A 19,176-nucleotide genomic window follows, 5' to 3' on the forward strand; every position below is an offset into this window, starting at 1 on the left:
TTTGTGAACCGGCCGACCTGTCAAGGCGACCAGGATGCGCTCACAGGGATCGCAACAACTTGCAAACCATCGGCCCCGGCCTGCGCTACCTTGCCGTTTCCAAATATTTCGAGTATATTGGAAATATGGAAGAAAAAGATATCGTTCGTGCCTTGGCGGCTCTTGCTCATGACCTGCGCCTGCGCGTGTTCCGCATGCTGGTTGTCGCTGGCCCCGAAGGGCTCACGCCCGGCACCGTCGCGGCACAACTGGACGTGCCCAATGCGACGCTCTCCTTTCACCTGAAGGAACTGATGAACGCAGGTCTGGTCACGCAGGAGCGCGACGGACGCACCTTGATTTACCGGGCCGCCTACGACCAGATGAATGCTGTCCTCGGTTTTCTGACCGAGAACTGCTGTCAGGGTCAGTCCTGCCTGAGCCCGAGCGCAGGTTCGTGCCAATGCTGAACGAGAATGCCCCCAACATCGCCGCCGTGCGCCAAAGCGCGTCGAAGCCGGCAATCGGATTCTTCGAGCGCTACCTGACGGTATGGGTTGCGTTGTGCATCGTCGCGGGCATCCTGCTCGGCCAGGCGCTACCGGGCGTCTTTCAGGCAATCGGACGCATGCAATACGCCCAGGTCAATCTGCCGGTGGGATTGCTGATCTGGGTGATGATCGTGCCGATGCTGATAAAGGTCGATTTCGGCGCGCTGCATGAAGTGCGTCAGCATATCAAGGGCATTGGCGTCACGCTCGTGGTCAACTGGCTCGTCAAGCCGTTCACGATGGCGTTTCTCGCGTGGCTATTCGTTAAGCAGCTGTTTGCGCCGATGCTGCCCGCGGCGCAGCTCGACAGCTATGTGGCCGGGCTGATCCTGCTGGCGGCAGCGCCTTGCACTGCAATGGTGTTCGTCTGGAGCCGCCTGACGGGCGGGGATCCGCTCTTCACGCTCTCGCAGGTCGCGCTCAACGACAGCATCATGGTGGTCGCGTTCGCGCCGCTCGTTGGCCTGCTGCTCGGTATATCGGCCATTACGGTGCCCTGGGCGACGCTGTTCACCGCGGTCGCGCTGTACATCATCATCCCCGTGATCCTCGCGCAGATCCTGCGCAAGGTGCTGCTCGCGCGCGGCGAGACAGTATTCGAAGTCGCGATGGCTAAGATCGGCCCTTGGTCGATAGCGGCGTTGCTAGCCACGCTGGTGCTGCTGTTTGCCTTCCAGGGCGAGGCCATTCTGAAGCAGCCTCTCGTGATCGTGCTGCTCGCCGTGCCGATCCTGATCCAGGTGTTCTTGAATTCGGCGTTGGCTTACTGGCTCAATCGCGCAGTCGGCGAGAAGCACAACATCGCCTGTCCCTCTGCGCTGATCGGCGCGTCGAACTTTTTCGAACTGGCTGTCGCAACCGCCATCGGCCTGTTTGGTTTCAATTCGGGCGCGGCGCTCGCCACAGTCGTGGGCGTGCTGATCGAAGTGCCAGTCATGCTGCTGGTGGTGCGCATCGTCAACCGCACGAAGAACTGGTACGAGTGCGCCTGAACGTTACGGAAACAAGCAATGAACGAAGTCACCATCTATCACAACCCGGACTGCGGCACCTCGCGTAACACGCTCGCGATGATCCGCAACGCGGGTATCGAACCTGTTGTCATTGAATACCTCAAAAACCCGCCGTCGCGCGAAAAGCTCGTCGATCTGATTGCGCAGTCGGGCTTGAGCGTGCGCGAGGTGCTGCGCGAGAAAGGCACGCCTTACGCGGACCTGCATCTGGACAACCCGGCGCTGACCGACGACCAGTTGCTCGACGCGATGATGGCGCACCCCATTCTCATCAACCGGCCTTTCGTGGTGACGTCGATGGGCGTGCGCCTGTGCCGTCCGTCCGAAGTCGTGCTCGAAATCCTGCCCGACGCGCAGCGCGGTCCGTTCAGCAAGGAAGACGGCGAAGTGGTGATTGACGCAGAGGGCAAGCGTGTCCGCTCCCATGAATGATCTCGCGACGGAGCTTCCGCAAGTCGATGCGGCATTGTTCCGCGTGCCCGATATCCAGCGCCTTCAGGCCACGAAGGCTTCCGCACACGCGCCCCGCATCCTCCTGCTTTACGGTTCGCTGCGCGAGCGCTCGTTCAGCCGCCTGCTGAGCGAAGAAGCCGCGCGCCTGCTTACGGCGATGGGCGCTGAGGTCCGCACGTTTAATCCGGGCGGCCTGCCGCTGCCTGACGATGCGCCCGATACGCATCCCAAGGTGACCGAGTTGCGCGAACTGGTGCTGTGGTCCGAAGGCATGGTCTGGTGCTCGCCGGAGCGCCACGGCGCGATGACCGGCATCATGAAAGCGCAGATCGACTGGATTCCTCTTTCGGTGGGCGCGGTGCGGCCGACGCAAGGCAAGACGCTCGCGGTGATGCAGGTGAGCGGCGGCTCGCAGTCGTTCAACGCGGTCAATCAGATGCGCGTGCTGGGGCGCTGGATGCGAATGCTGACCATCCCAAACCAGTCGTCGGTGGCCAAGGCATTCATGGAGTTCGATGAGTCGGGCCGCATGAAGCCTTCTGCCTATTTCGATCGCGTCGTGGATGTCATGGAAGAACTGGTGAAGTTCACGCTGCTGACGCGCGACATCGGACCGTATCTGGTCGACCGCTACAGCGAGCGCAAGGAAAGCGCCGAAGAACTGATGAAGCGGGTGAATCAGAGCAACATCTGAGCTGTGCACCTGGCAGATGTCCTGCGGAGCAGTCGATCGGTAGCGCAATGCCGATAATCGCAACTGGCCGACGACAATCCACTCTCACTTGGCACGCTGACGCTACTTCATGTCCATCGATACCCCGGCAGTGCCTTCCACCCGCCATCACTCCGCCATTACGGTCCTGCTCGTTTTCCTGAAACTGGGGATTTCGAGTTTTGGAGGACCGATTGCGCACATCGGTTACTTTCGGCGCGAGTTTGTCGAGCGCCGGCGCTGGCTGGATGAGCGTACTTTCAGCGATCTCGTCGGCATGTGCCAGTTTTTGCCCGGGCCGGCGAGCAGTCAGGTTGGTTTCTCCATCGGGCTGCTCAAGGCTGGCTGGCGCGGCGGCCTCGCCGCATGGCTTGGCTTTACGCTGCCTTCGGTTCTGCTGATGCTCGCGTTCGCGGCTGCGGCGCCGGACCTGGGTAGCCGAACCGGTGATGGAGTTGTGCATGGGCTAAAGCTCGTTGCGGTGGCGGTGGTCGCGCAGGCGGTCTGGGATATGGCGCGAAAGCTTTGTCCAGACCGGCGGCGCGCCGGCATCGCGCTGCTCGCCATCTTGATGCTCGCGGGATTGGCGACGCCCTTTGCGCAGGTGCTGGTGATCATCGTGGGTGCGCTGCTTGGCCTTTGTTTCTGCGCAGCGATAACCGCAACGTCCCATGAGCCGCAGCCAGAAACGGTGGCGGAATGGCGAGGGTCGCGCAAGGTATCGGGCGCGGCGCTCGCGCTTTATCTGGGCCTCCTCGCCGGCTTGCCGGTATTGGGCACAGCGGGCGGACAGGGATTGCGCCTTTTCGATGCCTTCTATCAGTCGGGGGCGCTGGTATTCGGCGGTGGTCACGTCGTGCTGCCCTTGCTCCAGCAGCGGACGGTTGCACCCGGATGGGTGTCGCCCGCGGCATTCCTCGCAGGCTACGGTGCTGCGCAGGCCGTTCCCGGCCCCTTGTTCACGTTCGCCGCGTATCTCGGCTGGGTGAGCCACGCAGGACCCGGCCACGGGTCTGGTGCCGCCATCGCGGTCATCGGCATCTTTCTGCCAGGCCTGCTGCTGGTCGTCGCGGCGCTGCCGTGGTGGCAGGCGATGCGTGAGCGCCCCCGCATGGTGGCGGCGCTTGCCGGCGTGAACGCCGCCGTTGTCGGCCTGCTGGCTTTCGCGTTGTATTCGCCGGTCTGGACAAGTGCGGTCCGTTCGCCTTCTGATTTTGCGATCGCCGCCTGCGGTTTCGTGGCATTGGTGAAATGGAAAGCGCCGCCGCTCGCGGTCGTGCTGTTTTGTACGATCGCGGGAATTGCGGCGAACATGTTGCTCACCTAGAACACCTAACGAACTGGCTGCAGCCATTCCGCGAGCCACGCTGCACGTTCTGGAAACGGGACATGCCGGTTGTGCCGACGACCCTATCGCGTTCGCCGGGATGGTAGCCGCGTAAGCATAGCGACACAGTGGTTCACAACCAACTCGAAATTGGGCCAGCGCGGATTTTCAAACCGACCATCGAGGGTCCGCGCTAAAGTTTCATTTTTGTCAGCCGATAATATGTCATGCGGGATTTCATCCTGTTATTCCGTTTTTGCTGGTATTTGCGTGAAGCCGATGCTACGTGATGATTGGCTAAATAGTTAGACGAAGCAAGCCAGGTGGACTGAGGCCCGACAGGGGGAAGTGTGAGGACTGAATTTGAATACGTGCGGATAACAGAACTGGCTGGACTGGATGCTGAGACGTTGGATGCATTGCCATTCGGCGTGGTCGGATTTACATCGGATGCGATGGTTACCGTCTACAACGCCACCGAGTCGAGAAACGCCGGATTGAGTCCGCAGCGGGTACTGGGCAAGCATTTTTTTGAAGAGGTTGCGCCATGCATGAACAACTTCATGGTCGCGCAACGCTTCGATGACGTGGATGAGCTTGACGAGATCATTCCATACGTTTTGACCCTACGCATGCGCCCGACTCCGGTGCGTTTGAGGCTGCTGAAGGCTCGGGGCTGCACGACGCGATTTGTCCTGATTGAGCGGAGTGTCGCAAATTGAGCGCGCCGAACACGGTCCAGAACGACCTGGAGTCCGAGTACGAAGCGTTGCTTTCATTCATGTATCTATCGCCGGTGGGGATTGTCCGCAGCAACAAATCAGGCTTCGTCGACATGATGAACCCTCTTGCCGCCCAGCTGCTAATGCCGCTGGTGAAGGGAGGGAATATCCAGAATATTTTCGATAGCCTTGCTTCGGTCGCCCCGGAGCTTCGCAATCTGGTGGCCAGTTTCAAGGCGGAGCGTGGGCCAGTGTGTGAGAACCATCGGGTTTTCGTGACGCCGGCCAAGGATGATGCTGTTGTTCTTTCATGTTCCATCATCAAGGTTAGTGCGGATGTTCTGATGATGGTGTTGACGGACATCTCCCGACAGGTCGCCGCCGAGCGTCGAGCGCGGCAGACCGAGTCCTGGCTCGCCGGGATTTATACGAGTGTCAACGATTTTGCGGTTTTTACGCTCGATGCTCAAGGCTGCATCGACAGCTGGAATCCATCTGTCGAACGCCTGACAGGCTTTGATGAGGCGGAAGTTATCGGGCGCATGCTGTCACGCTTTTATGCCGACGATGAAATTGTTTTGCACCGCTTACCTGAGCACATCGCACTGACTCGCGACGAGGGTTGGCACGTGGAGGAGTTCTGGTGCGAAACGAAAGCGGGTCGGCGCTACTGGGGACAGGTTCTCGTTGCTGTGCTCCGGGAAGAAGAAGGTAATGTCTCTGGGTATTCGGTCGTTTTAAGGGATATTACGGAACGAAAGGTTCACGGCGACAACCTCGCACGTCTGCTGACGACAGACCACCTGACAGGCGTGACCAACCGCGCCCACTTCTTTGAAATTGCGGAATCTGAGGTTGCACGGGCCGAACGGCATGGCCGTGCCTTGTCACTGGTCATGCTGGACGCCGACCACTTCAAGCGTATCAATGACACCGCCGGGCATCAGGCTGGCGACGAGGTCTTGAAGCGGATTGCTGATGAGGCGAAAGCGCTGCTACGAATGTCCGACATCGTCGCGAGACTTGGCGGCGAGGAATTCGTTCTACTGCTGCCGTCTACAACGGCAGGCGAGGCGATGGTGGTCGCAGAGCGACTGCGGGTTGCTGTCGAGCGGGCATTTATTGAAACGGCCGCCGGGCAACTGAACGCGACGATTAGTCTTGGGGTAGCAAGTCTGGGCGATGCAATTCCGACGCTGCAGGACTTGCTGGCTGCCGCTGACCGCGCCCTCTATGACGCAAAGCAAGCAGGGCGTAATTGCGTACGCGGCGGCATTGTGGAATCAGAGGGAGTAGCTTTTTCTGCAAGCGAAGAAGGCAAAACGGCACGGACCTGATAGTAGCCGGGCCATGGGGCCAATAGATGCAATTCCAAACAGCAAATAACGGCGGCTTATAGACAGATGGCTTCTTTCAAGGTTCATAGGCACGACGAGGCGACCGGTCAATCGAACGGATGTTCTGGATGCAAGGACGGAGCGCGCTTGCCAGTTGAAATAGATTTTGCGTTTCAGCCAATCGTCGATGTGACTGCCAGAACTGTTTTCGCTTGCGAGGCGCTCGTACGCGGTCCGAATGGCGAATCTGCGCTTTCTGTGCTCTCGCAAATCGATGATGCATCGAAATACCGGTTCGACCAATACTGCCGGCAGGTTGCAATCGCCAGTGCCGCCGCACTAGGTCTCGACGCGTTCCTCTCCATCAATTTCATGCCTAACGCGGTTTATAGGCCTGAGGTCTGCATAAGAAGCACCCTGGAAGCTGCGCACGCGAATGGTTTCCCGATTGAAAGAATCATATTTGAGACTGTCGAGGGTGAACATCTGGCTGATCGCACTCACCTGGTCCAGATTTTCAAGGCTTATAAGGAATACGGCTTTCTGACCGCAATTGATGATTTCGGAGCCGGTTATTCGGGACTCGCTCTGCTGGTGGATTTTCAGCCCGATATTATCAAGCTCGATATGGCGCTTCTCCGTGGCATCGATACCGACACGGTGCGTCAGCATATCGTGCGAGGTGTCATATCAATGTGTCATGACCTCGGCATCCGCGTGGTCGCGGAAGGCATCGAAACCAAAGGCGAACGTGACTTCTTTATTGCGCACGGAGTGAGTCTGATGCAAGGCTATTTTTTCGCGAAGCCGGCTTTCAAGTCCATTCCGACAATTAATAAAACGTCGTATTTCGCCTGATGCCAGGTCGTCGGTCGACTGCCTCAAGCTGCGCGCGGCGCTCGACTCCAGTCGCACGGTTCATCCGGGCGTTCAACGGTGCGCTTCACGCGTAGCCGCGAAGCCAACCCCAAGAATCCAGCCTTCGATTTCAGCCACGGTTCGCTCGGCAGGCGTTAATGGCGGGTTCAGCGCCAGTTGAAGCCGCCCGTCCTCGTCAGCGAGGCGTAACCAGTCGGCGATGGTATACGCGTCGAACTGGTCGTCGGTCATGTTCTCCGGCGTGACACGTCCGCGCCTCCACATAGACGGGTAGGCCTCGACAATCGCAGAGCGGCCAGCAGGGATATCCCATCCGTCGAACGGCCAGAAGCGAACTCGTTCTCCGAGTTGACGGTGCAGATAGAGCAGCCATGGAATGCCGGAGTGGGTTGACTTGGCTACGCTGCCCTGCACGTCAAAATGGAACACAGACTTGGCCTTGCACCGTTCTTCGGCGATGCGGCGCCAGCGCGGGCTTCCTTCACGGGCGCTGCCATTTCCAATGAGGCCGTCTCGCACGAAATCGACATAGACATGTTCTTCGTCTGTCGGCCAGTGCGCCCGGAAGTCCTCAAGAAACGCATACCAGTCTGGTTCGAGCTGATGGACTTCAAAGTAGCGCAGCGGAAATGAAAAGCTGTGGTCTATACCAACGATGGTTGGCACATCCTCTTTCAGAAGATGAGCGAGCCAGAGTGCGACTCCTCGCCGGCTCCAGTATTTGCGCGGGCCAGGCGGGGGAAGGACCTCTTCTGGCAACTCGCCAGGAGTCTGGGCAATATACACACGGAGCCCTTTCAGGCTGTCTGTAGGCGTGCGGGCACCCGAGTAGTCAATCCCTACATATCGACGAAAGGCAGTAGCGGGCATTTCACATTAGTTGGAGCCATTCTCGTGACCATGGTCATCGCGGTCGAACAAATCAATTACGATTCATTGAGCGGATGGCGGGATTATATCTTCTGCAGTAGATCTCCCAATTTCAGATATTACGGCGCCTGTGCGTCTTTTGACGAGTGCACTGAATTGGCCAGATGCGGGCGTGCTGGTCGGCGCGGCCGTCGTTGGGTTCGTGGCCACGGCGGTGGGACCGGAAGCGTTGTTCTGGATGTTGTTGGGACTGCTTTGCATCGTGCCGTCTCGTGCCTTGCGGCGCGACGCTGGTGACGCCCGCGCCGCAACGGCAGACCGGTCTGCGCGGGATCAAGGCGTCGTCGTCAGGGCACTCGCACGTCAAGCAGCATCGGTCAACGCGTGGCGCAGTTCCTGATAGCTGCGCAGCCCGGCAAGCCCCAGTTCACGGCCGATACCGCTCAGACCCAGCCCGCCCCAGCATACTTGCGGGAAGATCAGTTGCGGCGTGTTGACCCACACGAGGCCCGCGCGCAACTGCGACTTGTAGCGGCGCGCGGCGTCATTATCGGCGGTGACGACAGTGGCGACGAGGCCATAGCGCGTGTCGTTGGCCAGAGCGATGGCTTCTTCGTCGGTGCAGAACGACTTCACGCAGGCCACGGGGCCGAACACTTCGTCGTTCCATAGCACATTGTCCACGGATGGTTCCGCGACCACGACGGGGGCCATGAAAAAGCCCTCGGCGCAGGCTGAATCGAGTTGACCTGAAAACGCCACCGCTGCACCCGCTTCGACGCCTTCGGCCACCAGTGCCTGCACACGTTCGCGCTGCGCTGCCGAGACCAGCGGACCCATCGCCACGTTTTCCGCCGGCGGGGCAACCACGATTGCGCGCACTGCGGTTTCGAACGCGGCCATGAATTTGCGGTAGACATCGTCGTGTACGAGAATGCGTGCCGTTGCCGAGCACATCTGGCCTGCGTTCGTGAATGCGCCGCCCACGGCCAGCGAGACCGCGCGTTCGATGTCGGCGTCGGCGCGCACGATCAGCGCGGATTTGCCGCCGAGTTCGAGGGTCACGCGCTTCATGTCCTGCGCGGCTGTCTGCATCACTTTCTTGCCTGATGCGGTGCTGCCGGTGAACGAAATCTTGTTGATCAAAGGATGGGCGGTGAGTTGCGCGCCGACCGCGCCGCAGCCGTTGACGATGTTCACGACGCCGTCTGGCACGCCGGCTTCGGCGATGATCGCGGCCAGCATGTGTTCGACCGGCGAGGTGAATTCCGAGGGCTTGAGCACCACGGTGCAACCTGCCGCGAGTGCAGGGGCAATCTTCCATGCGGTGGTGACCATCGGGAAGTTCCACGGCACGATCAGGGCGGCCACGCCAACGGCTTCGTAGAAGCGCTCGCCTGTGACGGTGTTGTCGGGCAGCGTGAGGGATTCGGGGGCGAAAGTCCTTGCCTGCTCGCACAGGCCCGCGTAATAGTCGAAGGTCGCGGCGGCGTCGCTGACGTCAAGGTTTGCTTCGAAGGGGGGCTTGCCGCTGACCTGCATTTGCATCGAGGCGAGGCGGTCGCGGTCGGCTTCGATGAGTTCTGCGATTTTTTTTAGCAGCCTGGCGCGGAAAGTGGGCGTGGTGGCGCGCCATGTTGCGAGGGCGCTGTGGGCTGCGCGCACTGCTGCGTCGATTTGCTCTGCCGTTGCATGTTCTTGCCAGCCGATCTGTTCGCCGGTGGCGGCGTTGTGGATGGGGGTCGATGTTTGAGGCGTTGCGCTGTGGTGCGGTTCGCCCGCTATGGTTGCTGCTGGGAACTTGAGGGCTTTTTGGGTGAGTTCTTGGGGTGACATGGGGTGTCTCTTTTGTGATTCTTTCGTGAATTGCCTGCTATCGTGTCGGTTCGCAAGCGTTGCCCCTGTGCGGGGCGGCCCCCCCTTTTCTTTGCCGCGGCAAAGAAAAGGGGGGAAAAGAAAGCCGCTCAAACCGCCAGTGCTTCGCGGTACACCTACAGCCTATAAAACAGAGTGGCGCCCGGGCAGCGTCCGCACCACGCGCCCAATATCGGAGTGGAAACGCCCGCACATCCGGGGGCGCTGCGCGCCCCGTTGGGCATAGCAGCAAACCTTCGGTTTGCGCTTTCCCTGGCATACCCAACCGTTGCGAGCGCAGCGAGTAACGGGATGAATGACTGCTTTGTCACTCCGATATTGGGCGAGTGGTGCGAGCAATGCCCAGTCACCACTCTGTCAAACGGTTAGTGGTGGACGGCGTCACATTAGCGGTGTGAGCGGCTTTCTTTTGCCTATCTTTTCTTTGCCGCTGCAAAGAAAAGTAGGTGCCGCCCCGCACAGGGGCAACGCTAATAGACCGACAAGAAATCAAGAAAATGCCAAAAAACAAGGCTTACCGATACTTAACCCCAGGCAAAACACAAAGCATCTCAAACGCAAGATTAGCGCCAACAAGCGCGGTCGTTCCGGCCTGATCATAAGGCGGCGACACCTCAACAAGATCCGCCCCAACAACATTCAAACCCTTCATCCCGCGAATAATCTCAAGCCCTTGCTGCACAGTCAGCCCACCAACTTCAGGCGTCCCCGTCCCCGGCGCAAACGCCGGATCCAGCCCATCGATATCAAAGCTCAGATAAACCGGCGTATCGCCAACGCGCTCACGCACCTGAGCCATCAACGGCGCGAGCGATTTATTCCAGCACTCCTCAGCCTGCACGACAGTAAACCCTTGCTGCCGACACCAATCAAAATCGTCCGCGTGATACCCCGTACCGCGCAAGCCAATCTGCGTGACCTTATCGCATTGAAGCAGCCCATCTTCGACAGCACGCCGGAACGGCGTTCCATGCGCGATTTTCTCGCCGAACATGGTGTCATTCACATCGGCGTGCGCGTCGATATGCACCACGGCCACCTGGCCGTACTTCTTGTGCAGCGCGCGCAAGATCGGCCACGCGATCGTGTGATCGCCGCCCAGGGTAATCGGCCGGCAGCCATTGGCGACCATCGCGTCGTATGCCTCTTCGATCAGCCGGATCGAATCCTTCAGATCGTACGGATTGGTTGCGACGTCACCCATATCCGCCACTTGCAGCGAATCAAACGGAGCGGCCCGCGTTGCCATGTTGTACGGTCGCAGCAGCACCGACTCAGAGCGAATCTGGCGCGGCCCGAAGCGCGCGCCCGAGCGGTTCGAGGTGCCCAGGTCGAGCGGCACGCCAACGAAACAGGCGTCGAGGCCTTCGGTCGTCTCGGCCTGCGGCAGGCGCATCATCGTGGCGATGCCGCCAAAGCGCGGCATGTCGTTGCCGCCCAGCGGCTGGTTGAGTTCGCGTTCCATGTGGGGTGTCTCCGATCGTTGGGTGCTATCGAGTGATGCAGGTGAAGCGATCGGCCGATGGTAGGCGAGGCGGGCGCTGCGCGAATTACGAAGTTGAGATGTTCACATCGACGGCAATCGATGCAAGAGGCGTGTTTACAACGCTGCCAGGCGGGGCGATGCATGGCCCCAGCCGATCAGTTCGCGCTTGGTGCGCACGCCGAGCTTCGCGAACGCGCGTTTGACGTACGACTCCGCCGTGGCGGTGCGCACGCCCAGGATCTCGGCGGCTTCGGGCACGGTTTTGCCCGTGATGAGATGCGCGCAGATCTCGTATTCCCGTTTGGACAGCTTCACGCCATCTGTCGCAATGCGCGCATCGAATTGCGCGAGCGGGTGCAGGTACGAGGTGGGGTGCGCCACGCGGCGGGCGGCGCTGGTGGAGGCGTGCAGTTCGAGCAGCGGAAACAGGAAGTCGCTCACATGACGAAAGCGGTTCATTTCCGCGAGCGAAAACGGCGGCGCGTGCAGCGCGCGTTCGAGTGCGATGGAGTGCTGGGCATGCCGCGTGCCGCGCGCGAGCACGCACTCATGGGCGATCAGCGCTTCGTCGAACAGGCGCTGGCGGAATTCGCCGGGCGGTATCGCGCCGATGTCGCGCACCACCAGCATCGTGCCGATCTTGCCGCGTATGCCCGCAAACAGCGGATCGCTTTCGTAGAAGCGGTCGTAGTAGAGCGTCATCACGTCGGAAATCGTGCCCGAATCCATGCCCACGCCGCCGCTGCCCACCCACTCACAGCGAAAGCCGTTTGGCATGTTGCTGTCCGCGCGGGAGCGCTCGATATGGACGACGTTCAGCGGCACCACTTCGTTGAGCAGCAGCGTGAGGCGCGGCACGAAGTCCGGCGTGCCGACGGCTTCGATGACATTGCCGAGCGTTTTGAACGACAGCGGGAAATTCGATTGTTCTTGAGGGGGTACGGGAATCAGCATGGCGCGCCCCTGAATGAAGGCCAGTCGATTATAGCCGAACGGCGGCATGCCCCGTTAGACGGGGTTTTCAGGGGTTTTCTGCGTTTTGGGGCGTTGCGCGTTGGCATCGCCAATGCAGGCGCCAAAAAGCGTCAGATCGAGTCCGCAGGGTCATTAAAAGCGCACGCAAAACGCACGCAAAACGCATCTTGCCCCCCCCGAGGGGGGGCATACCGGGGCAGCACGACCCGGCAACATTGCCGCACCGATTCAATGAACACGTCGATAACGACATCTGACACAGGAATAACCATGAGCAAGCTGATTCAGGACATCAAGGAACTGGGCGCAGGTCTGGGCGAATTCACCAAGCTGGAATACGGCATGGACGAAGGCGACTGGCGCGCCGCCGAAGGCACGAACGGCAACTACGTGATCGGCTTTTGGGAAGGCAAGGTCGGCTCGGTCGAGTTTCCGGAAACGGGCGCGGACGAAGCCTGCTGGCTCGTCGAAGGCAAGGTCGCGCTGACCGACGTGAACGGCGCGCGCAGGGAATTCTCGGCTGGTCAGGGTTATCTGCTGCCGAAGGGCTTCGCCGGCAAGTGGGAAACCATCGCCGACGCCAAAAAGTTCTATGTCCTGCTCGAACCGCAACAGTAAGCGTAAAAGCAACCATCGCGATTTCCCGTCGCAAGCCGCGCTGCCCGCATCGGGCGACAGGCGCGGCGTCGTCCCTCCGCTTTATGCAGTGAAGCCATCATGAGCGATAGCGCGCAACTCTACGAAGCCGGCATGGGTGCCTCCGCACCGGCCGCCAAACGCGAATCAACGCGTAATCCTGCTGCCTTGGGCGTGGAAGAAGCGCTTTCGGGCACCAGGCTTTCTCCCTACTGGCTCGACAATCCGGCGCAACCGCCCGCCGAGCCGAAACTCACGCAAGACACCCGCGCCGATCTGCTGATCGTGGGCGGCGGCTTCACGGGCCTGTGGGCCGCCGTGCAAGCCAAGGAACAGATGCCCGATCTGGACGTCGTGGTGATCGAAGCAGGCCGTGTGGCGCATGGCGCATCGGGCCGCGCGGGCGGCATCATTTCCACCTCGGTGATGCATGGTCTGCCCAACGCCGTGCGCGTGTTCCCGAACGATATCGCGCAACTGGAAGAGTTCGGCCATCGCAATCTGGATGGTTTCGAAGAGACGCTCAAGCGCTACAACATCGACGCCGATATCGAATGGAACGGCGAGATGACGGTGGCGGTGGACCCGGATCACGTCGAGCATCTGCAGGCCGACTACGAGCTGCACACCGCATACGGACACAACGTGCAACTGCTCGATGCGCAGGCCACGCGCGAGCAACTGGATTCGCCGCTGTTCGCGGGCGCGCTCTGGTCGCGTAACCGCAGCGGCATCGTGCATCCGGCGAAGCTCGCCTGGGGCCTCAAGCGCGCGGCGCTTTCGCTGGGCGTGCGGCTCTACGAATACAGCCCGCTGATCGAAGTCAAGGACGAAGGCGCGACGGTGTTCGTCAAGACGCCCGAAGGCAGCGTGCGTGCGCCGCGCGTGCTGTTCGGCAGCGGCACCGCGAAAGTGGGTATCGCCGATATCAATCGTCGTGTTTTGCAGGTGCGCGATCACGTGCTCGCCACCGAGCCGCTCACTGAAGAGCAACTTGCGCGTATTGGCTGGAAGAACCGCCAGGGCATTTATGACACCCGCACGCAGCTCAATTATTTCCGCCTGACGAAAAACAACAACATCATCTTCGGCGGTCTGGTGAGCTATCACTTCGACGGCGATCCGAATCCGCCGCAGGATGAAAAGCGCGAAACCTATTACCGTCTCGCGCAGGCTTTCTACAACACCTTTCCGCAACTGGCGGACGTGCGTTTCTCGCATGCGTGGGGCGGCCCGATCGATTACTGCTCGCGCGGCTCGGTGTTCGCGAAACGCTATCTCGGCGACAAGGCCGTGTTCGTCGCGGGCTATACGGGCTTTGGCGTGGCGGCAAGCCGCTTCGGCGCGTTCATGGGCCTGAATCTGCTGTTCGATCGCGACAGCCCCGAACGCGAACTCGATATCGCCAAACTCAGCCCGACCTATATTCCGCCCGAACCGGTGCGCTGGCTCGCGGCCAAGGTGACCTTCCACGCCTTCGACGGGGCGGACGCCGAAGGCGGCTGGAAGCGGGCGTGGATCAAGGGCATCAAGGCCCTCGGTTTCCCGATGTGATGTAAGCGCAGGGCGGCGTCTCGCATCGGCCAGACGCCGCCGCAGTCAGAAGAAGCGGCATGTTCTCCAATACCTCCGATCTCGACCTGCGCCTCGTGCGGGTCTTCCTCGCCGTGGTGGACGCGCGCGGCATCACCGCCGCCGAAGCGACGCTCGGCGTGCGCCAGTCGACCATCAGCTCACAGCTTTCCGCACTGGAAGCGCGTGTTGGCTTTACGCTTTGCGAGCGCGGGCGCGGTGGCTTTCGCCTCACCTCGAAGGGCGAGCGCTTTGTCAGCTCGGCGCGCGCGCTGGTGGCCGCGACTTCGCAGTTCGTCGCTCAGGTGCGCGATATCGACCGCAAACTCGTGGGCACGCTTTCGATAGGCCTGATCGGACAGGCTTCGCATGTGGAAAACGCGCGCCTGGCAGAAGCGATCGGCGCGTTTCGCAAGCGCGACCAGGCGGTGCGTTTCGCCATGCGCGTGGCGCCGCCGCAGGAACTGGAGGAAAGCCTCGTGAACCAGCAGCTCGATCTGGCCATCGGCTATTTCTGGCATCGCGTGGCGGGACTGTCGTACACGGAGCTGTTCAGCGAGCGCCAGGTGATCTGCTGCGGACGCGGTCATCCGCTCTTTCACGAAGGGCCGCACGTGACGCTGGACGATCTGCGCGCGCATGACTGGATCTGGCGCAGCTATCCCGTGCCAGAGGAACTGGCGAGTATCGGCGAGCGCCAGGTCACGGCGATCGCGGACAGCATCGACGCGGCCACCGTGCTGATTCTGTCCGGCAGCCATATCGGCTATTTACCCGAACATCACGCACAGCCGTTCGAACAACGCGGATTGATTCGCGTGCTGGGACGCACGGCTTTTGGCTTCGACGTGCCGCTGCATCTGGCCACCAAACGCGGTGCGGGCGATAAGCCGATCGTGCGCGCCTTCTGCGAAGACCTGCTCAACGTATATGGCGCGCAAGGCGTGGAAGAAGAGCGTGCCTGCGCCTGAGAGACATAAAAGAACATCAGATAAAAATAACCGATGTAGATGCGCGCGCAACGAAAAAAACAAAGCAAACAAACATTGGCCGCGCATGAAGTGAACGTTTGAAATACGCAATATGGCGCGCATTCGAGTGCTTTAGAGTGACCGCCAGAGTTGAGAACAGTGCGCGGCTCCGACCGCGTGACGGGATAACGGCAAGGCGCAGTACAAACGCAGGCCACGCCCAAGCCCCAAGGAGTGAGACACCATGGCAGACAACACCAGCATCACCCAGATCGAAACCTTCGGTTTCGAACGCATCCCCGACAAGTCGCGTTATGCGCGGCCCATCGATCTTTTCCGGCTGCTGTTCGGCGGCTGCAATACCTTTTCGACTTCCGTGCTGGGCGCGTTCCCGGTGCTGGTCGGCCTGTCGTTCGAGGCGAGTCTGTGGTCGATCGTGATCGGCGTGCTCGCCGGCACCTTCATCCTTGCGCCGATGAGCTCGTTCGGGCCGCGCAACGGCACGAGCGACCCGGTTTCGTCGGGCGCGCACTTCGGCATTCATGGCCGGATCGTCGGTTCGTTCCTCGCGCTGCTGACTTCCATCGCCTTCTTCTCGCTCGCGGTGTGGAGCTCGGGCGACGCGCTGGTGGGCGGCGCGCACAACATGATCGGCATGCCGCAAAACGGTTGGACGCTGGGCTCGGCATACATGGTATTCGCCGTGCTGGTGCTGGTCGTGTGCATCTATGGCTTCCGTTTCATGCTGTGGGTGAACAAGATCGCCGTGTGGGCTGCGAGCCTGATGTTCGTGGTCGGCGCGTTTGCGTTCAAGGGCGCCTTCGATATTCATTACGCCGGCACCTTGCACCACGGTAGTGCGGGTTTCTGGGCCGCGTTTATCGGCGCGACGCTGGTGGCGCTGAGCAACCCGGTGTCCTTCGCATCGACGCTGGGCGACTGGGCGCGCTACATTCCGCGGACCACGCCGCGCTATCGCGTCATGGGGGCGGTGTACGCCGCGCAGATCGCCACCTTCGTGCCGTTCTTCTTCGGTCTCGCGACGGCGACCATCATCGCCACGCACGCACCGGGCTTCATCGCCTCGAACGACTATGTGGGCGGATTGCTGGCGGTATCGCCGCGCTGGTTCCTGCTGCCGATGTGCCTGATCGCGATCATCGGCGGGATGTCGACGGGCACGACTGCGCTGTATGGCACGGGCCTCGATATGTCGAGCATGTTCCCCAGGTACCTCAACCGCGTGGGCGCCACGCTGCTGATCGGTACGCTGGCGATTGCCTTCATCTTTATCGGCCGCTTCGCGTTCAATCTCGTGGAGAGCGTGTCGACGTTCTCGACGTTGATCTGCACGTTCAGCTGCCCGTGGATGGCGATCATGGTGATCGGCTATATGCAGCGCCGTGGCTTCTATCTCGCCGATGATCTCCAGGTCTTCAATCGCGGCGGCCGCGGTGGCCACTACTGGTTCACGCATGGCTGGAACCTGCGCGCGATGGGCGCATGGCTGCCCGCTGCGTTTCTCGGCCTGTCCTTCGTGAACTTGCCGGGCCAGTTCGTCGGGCCGCTGGGCAACCTCGCGGGCGGCTGCGATCTGAGCGTGCCGGTGTCGTTCATCGTAGGCGGCGCGCTGTACCTGGCGCTGCTGTGGCTGGCTCCGGAACCGGACGGCGTGTACGGTCCGCAAGGGCGACGCTTCGTGCGCGGCGGCCAGGCGGCGGCTGCGGCGACGCCTGCGCCGGTGACGGCCCGGGCTGCGGCGAAACCGGCCCGCAAGCGTGACGAGCAGGAAACGGCAGGCATGCGCTCGGTGCAAGGCGTGCGCGAGTACGCTGAATAACCCCGATAAGCGGCTTTGCAGGCGAAGAAATGAACGGCCGACGCGCGTAGCGTCGGCCGTTTTTGCTTTGCCAACGCTTTCCGGCGCTTTTCTGGCGATTGCGCCCTTTCTCCGTACGAGCGGCAAGCCGCGTCTTGCGCTCGGAAAAGCGCTCCGAACCGCCCGATTTACCCGAAAAACCATTGAAACGGTTCGGGAAAAGCCTGAAAGGCCTTAAAATCTCCCGTCCCGTGCAGGATCGCTGTGCTGATCCCGGCCTTTTTTGCCGTCCGCCAGGACGCGAAAGACCGGACGGGGACGCATCGATGCGGCTGCCGGAACCGCCGGACGTGGCGCGAGACGCGGTCGCAGCGCCGGAGGGCAGGGCGCGATCGGCTAAACTGTAGGGCTTGCGCGACCGGATTCAACCGCGCCACCACTTTCAAACCCGTTGCGGCACTAGCGGCGGCGGGTCAATGCATAGACTGGATGAACAACCATGAGCACGATTCTCGAATCTCTTCCGACCGGCCAGAAAGTCGGCATCGCGTTTTCCGGCGGCCTTGACACCAGCGCCGCGCTGGTCTGGATGCGCAAGAAGGGCGCCGTGCCCTACGCTTACACCGCCAACCTCGGCCAGCCCGACGAAGAAGATTACGATGCGATCCCGCGCCGCGCGACCGAATACGGCGCAGAAGGCGCGCGCCTGATCGACTGCCGCGCGCAGCTCGTCGCCGAAGGCATCGCTGCGCTGCAAAGCGGCGCGTTCCACGTCTCGACCGCCGGCGTCACGTACTTCAACACCACGCCGCTGGGCCGCGCCGTGACCGGCACGATGCTCGTCGCCGCGATGAAGGACGACGGCGTGAACATCTGGGGCGATGGTTCGACCTACAAGGGCAACGACATCGAGCGTTTCTATCGCTATGGCCTGCTCGTCAATCCGGATCTGAAGATCTACAAGCCGTGGCTCGACCAGACCTTCATCGACGAACTCGGCGGCCGTGCCGAAATGTCGGAGTTCATGAACCAGCAAGGCTTCGCGTACAAGATGTCGGCTGAAAAGGCCTACTCGACGGACTCGAACCTGCTGGGTGCGACCCACGAAGCCAAGGATCTGGAGAGCCTGGAATCGGGCATCAAGATCGTCAACCCGATCATGGGCGTGGCGTTCTGGCGCGACGACGTCAAGGTCGATCGCGAAGAAGTGACGATCCGCTTCGAAGAAGGCCAGCCGGTCGCGCTCAACGGCAAGACCTTCCCGAACGCCGTGGAACTGCTGCTCGAAGCGAACCGCATTGGCGGTCGTCACGGTCTGGGCATGAGCGACCAGATCGAAAACCGCATCATCGAAGCGAAGAGCCGCGGCATCTACGAAGCTCCGGGTCTGGCGCTGCTGTACATCGCTTACGAGCGTCTCGTGACCGGCATCCATAACGAAGACACCATCGAGCAATACCGTGAAAACGGCCGCCGTCTGGGCCGTCTGCTGTATCAAGGCCGCTGGTTCGACCCGCAGGCCATCATGCTGCGCGAATCGGCGCAACGCTGGGTCGCGCGCGCGATCACGGGCGAAGTGACGATCGAACTGCGCCGCGGCAACGACTACTCGCTGCTGAGCACGAAGTCGCCGAACCTGACGTACCAGCCGGAACGTCTGTCGATGGAGAAGGTGGCATCGACGTTCTCGCCGCGCGACCGTATCGGTCAGCTGACGATGCGTAACCTGGACATCACGGATACGCGCGACAAGCTGCGCGTGTACTCGCAGGTCGGTCTGCTGAAGGGCGGCGATAATTCGGCGCTGCCGCTGCTGAAGACGGATAAGGAATAAGGTTTCGGTCTTTAGCTGCTTTTAGTTTGAAGAGCCCGCTTCGGTTTTTGCCGGAGCGGGCTTTTTGTTTTTTTGGCGTACTTTGGTTTGTTGAATGGCGCACTAGAATATCGATTATTGAGCTGGCGTTGTCATCGCTTTAAATTGCCAATTGTTCATGCAAAT

The 19,176-nt window shown here is 61.0% G+C and carries 17 protein-coding genes; 13 read left to right on the forward strand and 4 right to left on the reverse strand.

Annotated elements, in window-relative coordinates:
- Nucleotides 1-125 precede the first annotated feature (125 nt).
- The 8 genes from F4827_RS29570 (at nt 126) to F4827_RS29605 (ending at nt 6,952) form a co-directional block, all read left to right on the forward strand.
- Nucleotides 126-449: a helix-turn-helix transcriptional regulator gene (locus tag F4827_RS29570; protein ID WP_183731080.1), complete on the forward strand. Its 324-nt coding sequence runs from the start codon at nt 126-128 to the stop codon at nt 447-449.
- Nucleotides 443-1,522 carry an ACR3 family arsenite efflux transporter gene (gene arsB, locus F4827_RS29575; RefSeq protein ID WP_183730907.1) on the forward strand — a complete coding sequence of 360 codons (1,080 nt, stop codon included), beginning with the start codon at nt 443-445 and terminating at the stop codon, nt 1,520-1,522. Before F4827_RS29570 ends, arsB begins: the two co-directional genes overlap by 7 nt.
- 18 nt (nt 1,523-1,540) lie before the next feature.
- Nucleotides 1,541-1,975, forward strand: a complete 435-nt coding sequence (arsC, locus tag F4827_RS29580) for an arsenate reductase (glutaredoxin) (RefSeq protein WP_183730910.1) — start codon at nt 1,541-1,543, stop codon at nt 1,973-1,975.
- Entirely contained in the window at nt 1,968-2,690 is a 723-nt protein-coding gene (gene arsH, locus F4827_RS29585; RefSeq protein ID WP_183730930.1) for an arsenical resistance protein ArsH, read from the forward strand. Before arsC ends, arsH begins: the two co-directional genes overlap by 8 nt.
- A 109-nt stretch (nt 2,691-2,799) precedes the next feature.
- Entirely contained in the window at nt 2,800-4,035 is a 1,236-nt protein-coding gene (gene chrA, locus F4827_RS29590; RefSeq protein ID WP_183730933.1) for a chromate efflux transporter, read from the forward strand.
- 350 nt (nt 4,036-4,385) lie between these two features.
- Nucleotides 4,386-4,757 (forward strand): phosphonate transporter, encoded by a 372-nt coding sequence (locus F4827_RS29595; protein ID WP_183730936.1) that lies wholly within the window; start codon nt 4,386-4,388, stop codon nt 4,755-4,757.
- Nucleotides 4,754-6,094, forward strand: a complete 1,341-nt coding sequence (locus tag F4827_RS29600; RefSeq protein ID WP_183730939.1) for a sensor domain-containing diguanylate cyclase — start codon at nt 4,754-4,756, stop codon at nt 6,092-6,094. Before F4827_RS29595 ends, F4827_RS29600 begins: the two co-directional genes overlap by 4 nt.
- Nucleotides 6,095-6,160: 66 nt before the next feature.
- Complete coding sequence (locus tag F4827_RS29605; RefSeq protein ID WP_183730942.1) at nt 6,161-6,952, forward strand: EAL domain-containing protein; 792 nt, start codon at nt 6,161-6,163, stop codon at nt 6,950-6,952.
- A gap of 72 nt (nt 6,953-7,024) precedes the next feature.
- Here the strand turns inward: F4827_RS29605 and F4827_RS29610 are convergent, their stop codons facing one another.
- The 4 genes from F4827_RS29610 to F4827_RS29625 form a co-directional block, all read right to left on the reverse strand.
- Nucleotides 7,025-7,639 carry a hypothetical protein gene (locus F4827_RS29610; RefSeq protein WP_260175481.1) on the reverse strand — a complete coding sequence of 205 codons (615 nt, stop codon included), beginning with the start codon at nt 7,637-7,639 and terminating at the stop codon, nt 7,025-7,027.
- A 567-nt stretch (nt 7,640-8,206) separates the two neighbouring features.
- Complete coding sequence (locus F4827_RS29615) at nt 8,207-9,679, reverse strand: aldehyde dehydrogenase family protein (protein WP_183730948.1); 1,473 nt, start codon at nt 9,677-9,679, stop codon at nt 8,207-8,209.
- Nucleotides 9,680-10,232: 553 nt separating this feature from the next.
- Nucleotides 10,233-11,183, reverse strand: coding sequence for an agmatinase (gene speB / locus F4827_RS29620; protein WP_183730951.1), 951 nt, complete (start codon nt 11,181-11,183; stop codon nt 10,233-10,235).
- A gap of 135 nt (nt 11,184-11,318) precedes the next feature.
- Nucleotides 11,319-12,158 (reverse strand): helix-turn-helix transcriptional regulator, encoded by an 840-nt coding sequence (locus tag F4827_RS29625; protein ID WP_183730954.1) that lies wholly within the window; start codon nt 12,156-12,158, stop codon nt 11,319-11,321.
- A 291-nt stretch (nt 12,159-12,449) separates the two neighbouring features.
- Between F4827_RS29625 and F4827_RS29630 the strand changes: the two genes are divergently transcribed.
- From F4827_RS29630 to argG, 5 genes are all read left to right on the forward strand, one after another.
- Entirely contained in the window at nt 12,450-12,797 is a 348-nt protein-coding gene (locus F4827_RS29630) for a cupin domain-containing protein (RefSeq protein WP_183730957.1), read from the forward strand.
- A 132-nt stretch (nt 12,798-12,929) separates the two neighbouring features.
- Nucleotides 12,930-14,369, forward strand: coding sequence for an FAD-binding oxidoreductase (locus tag F4827_RS29635; RefSeq protein WP_260175483.1), 1,440 nt, complete (start codon nt 12,930-12,932; stop codon nt 14,367-14,369).
- A 59-nt stretch (nt 14,370-14,428) separates the two neighbouring features.
- Complete coding sequence (locus tag F4827_RS29640; protein WP_183730963.1) at nt 14,429-15,358, forward strand: LysR family transcriptional regulator; 930 nt, start codon at nt 14,429-14,431, stop codon at nt 15,356-15,358.
- 244 nt (nt 15,359-15,602) lie between these two features.
- Nucleotides 15,603-17,198 (forward strand): cytosine permease, encoded by a 1,596-nt coding sequence (locus F4827_RS29645; protein ID WP_183730966.1) that lies wholly within the window; start codon nt 15,603-15,605, stop codon nt 17,196-17,198.
- 478 nt (nt 17,199-17,676) lie between these two features.
- The gene (gene argG / locus F4827_RS29650) at nt 17,677-19,011 is read left to right on the forward strand and encodes an argininosuccinate synthase (protein WP_183730969.1); all 1,335 of its coding nucleotides are present in this window, start codon (nt 17,677-17,679) and stop codon (nt 19,009-19,011) included.
- Nucleotides 19,012-19,176: the final 165 nt, after the last annotated feature.

The organism is Paraburkholderia bannensis (genome assembly GCF_014200455.1).
Classification (GTDB): domain Bacteria; phylum Pseudomonadota; class Gammaproteobacteria; order Burkholderiales; family Burkholderiaceae; genus Paraburkholderia; species Paraburkholderia bannensis_A.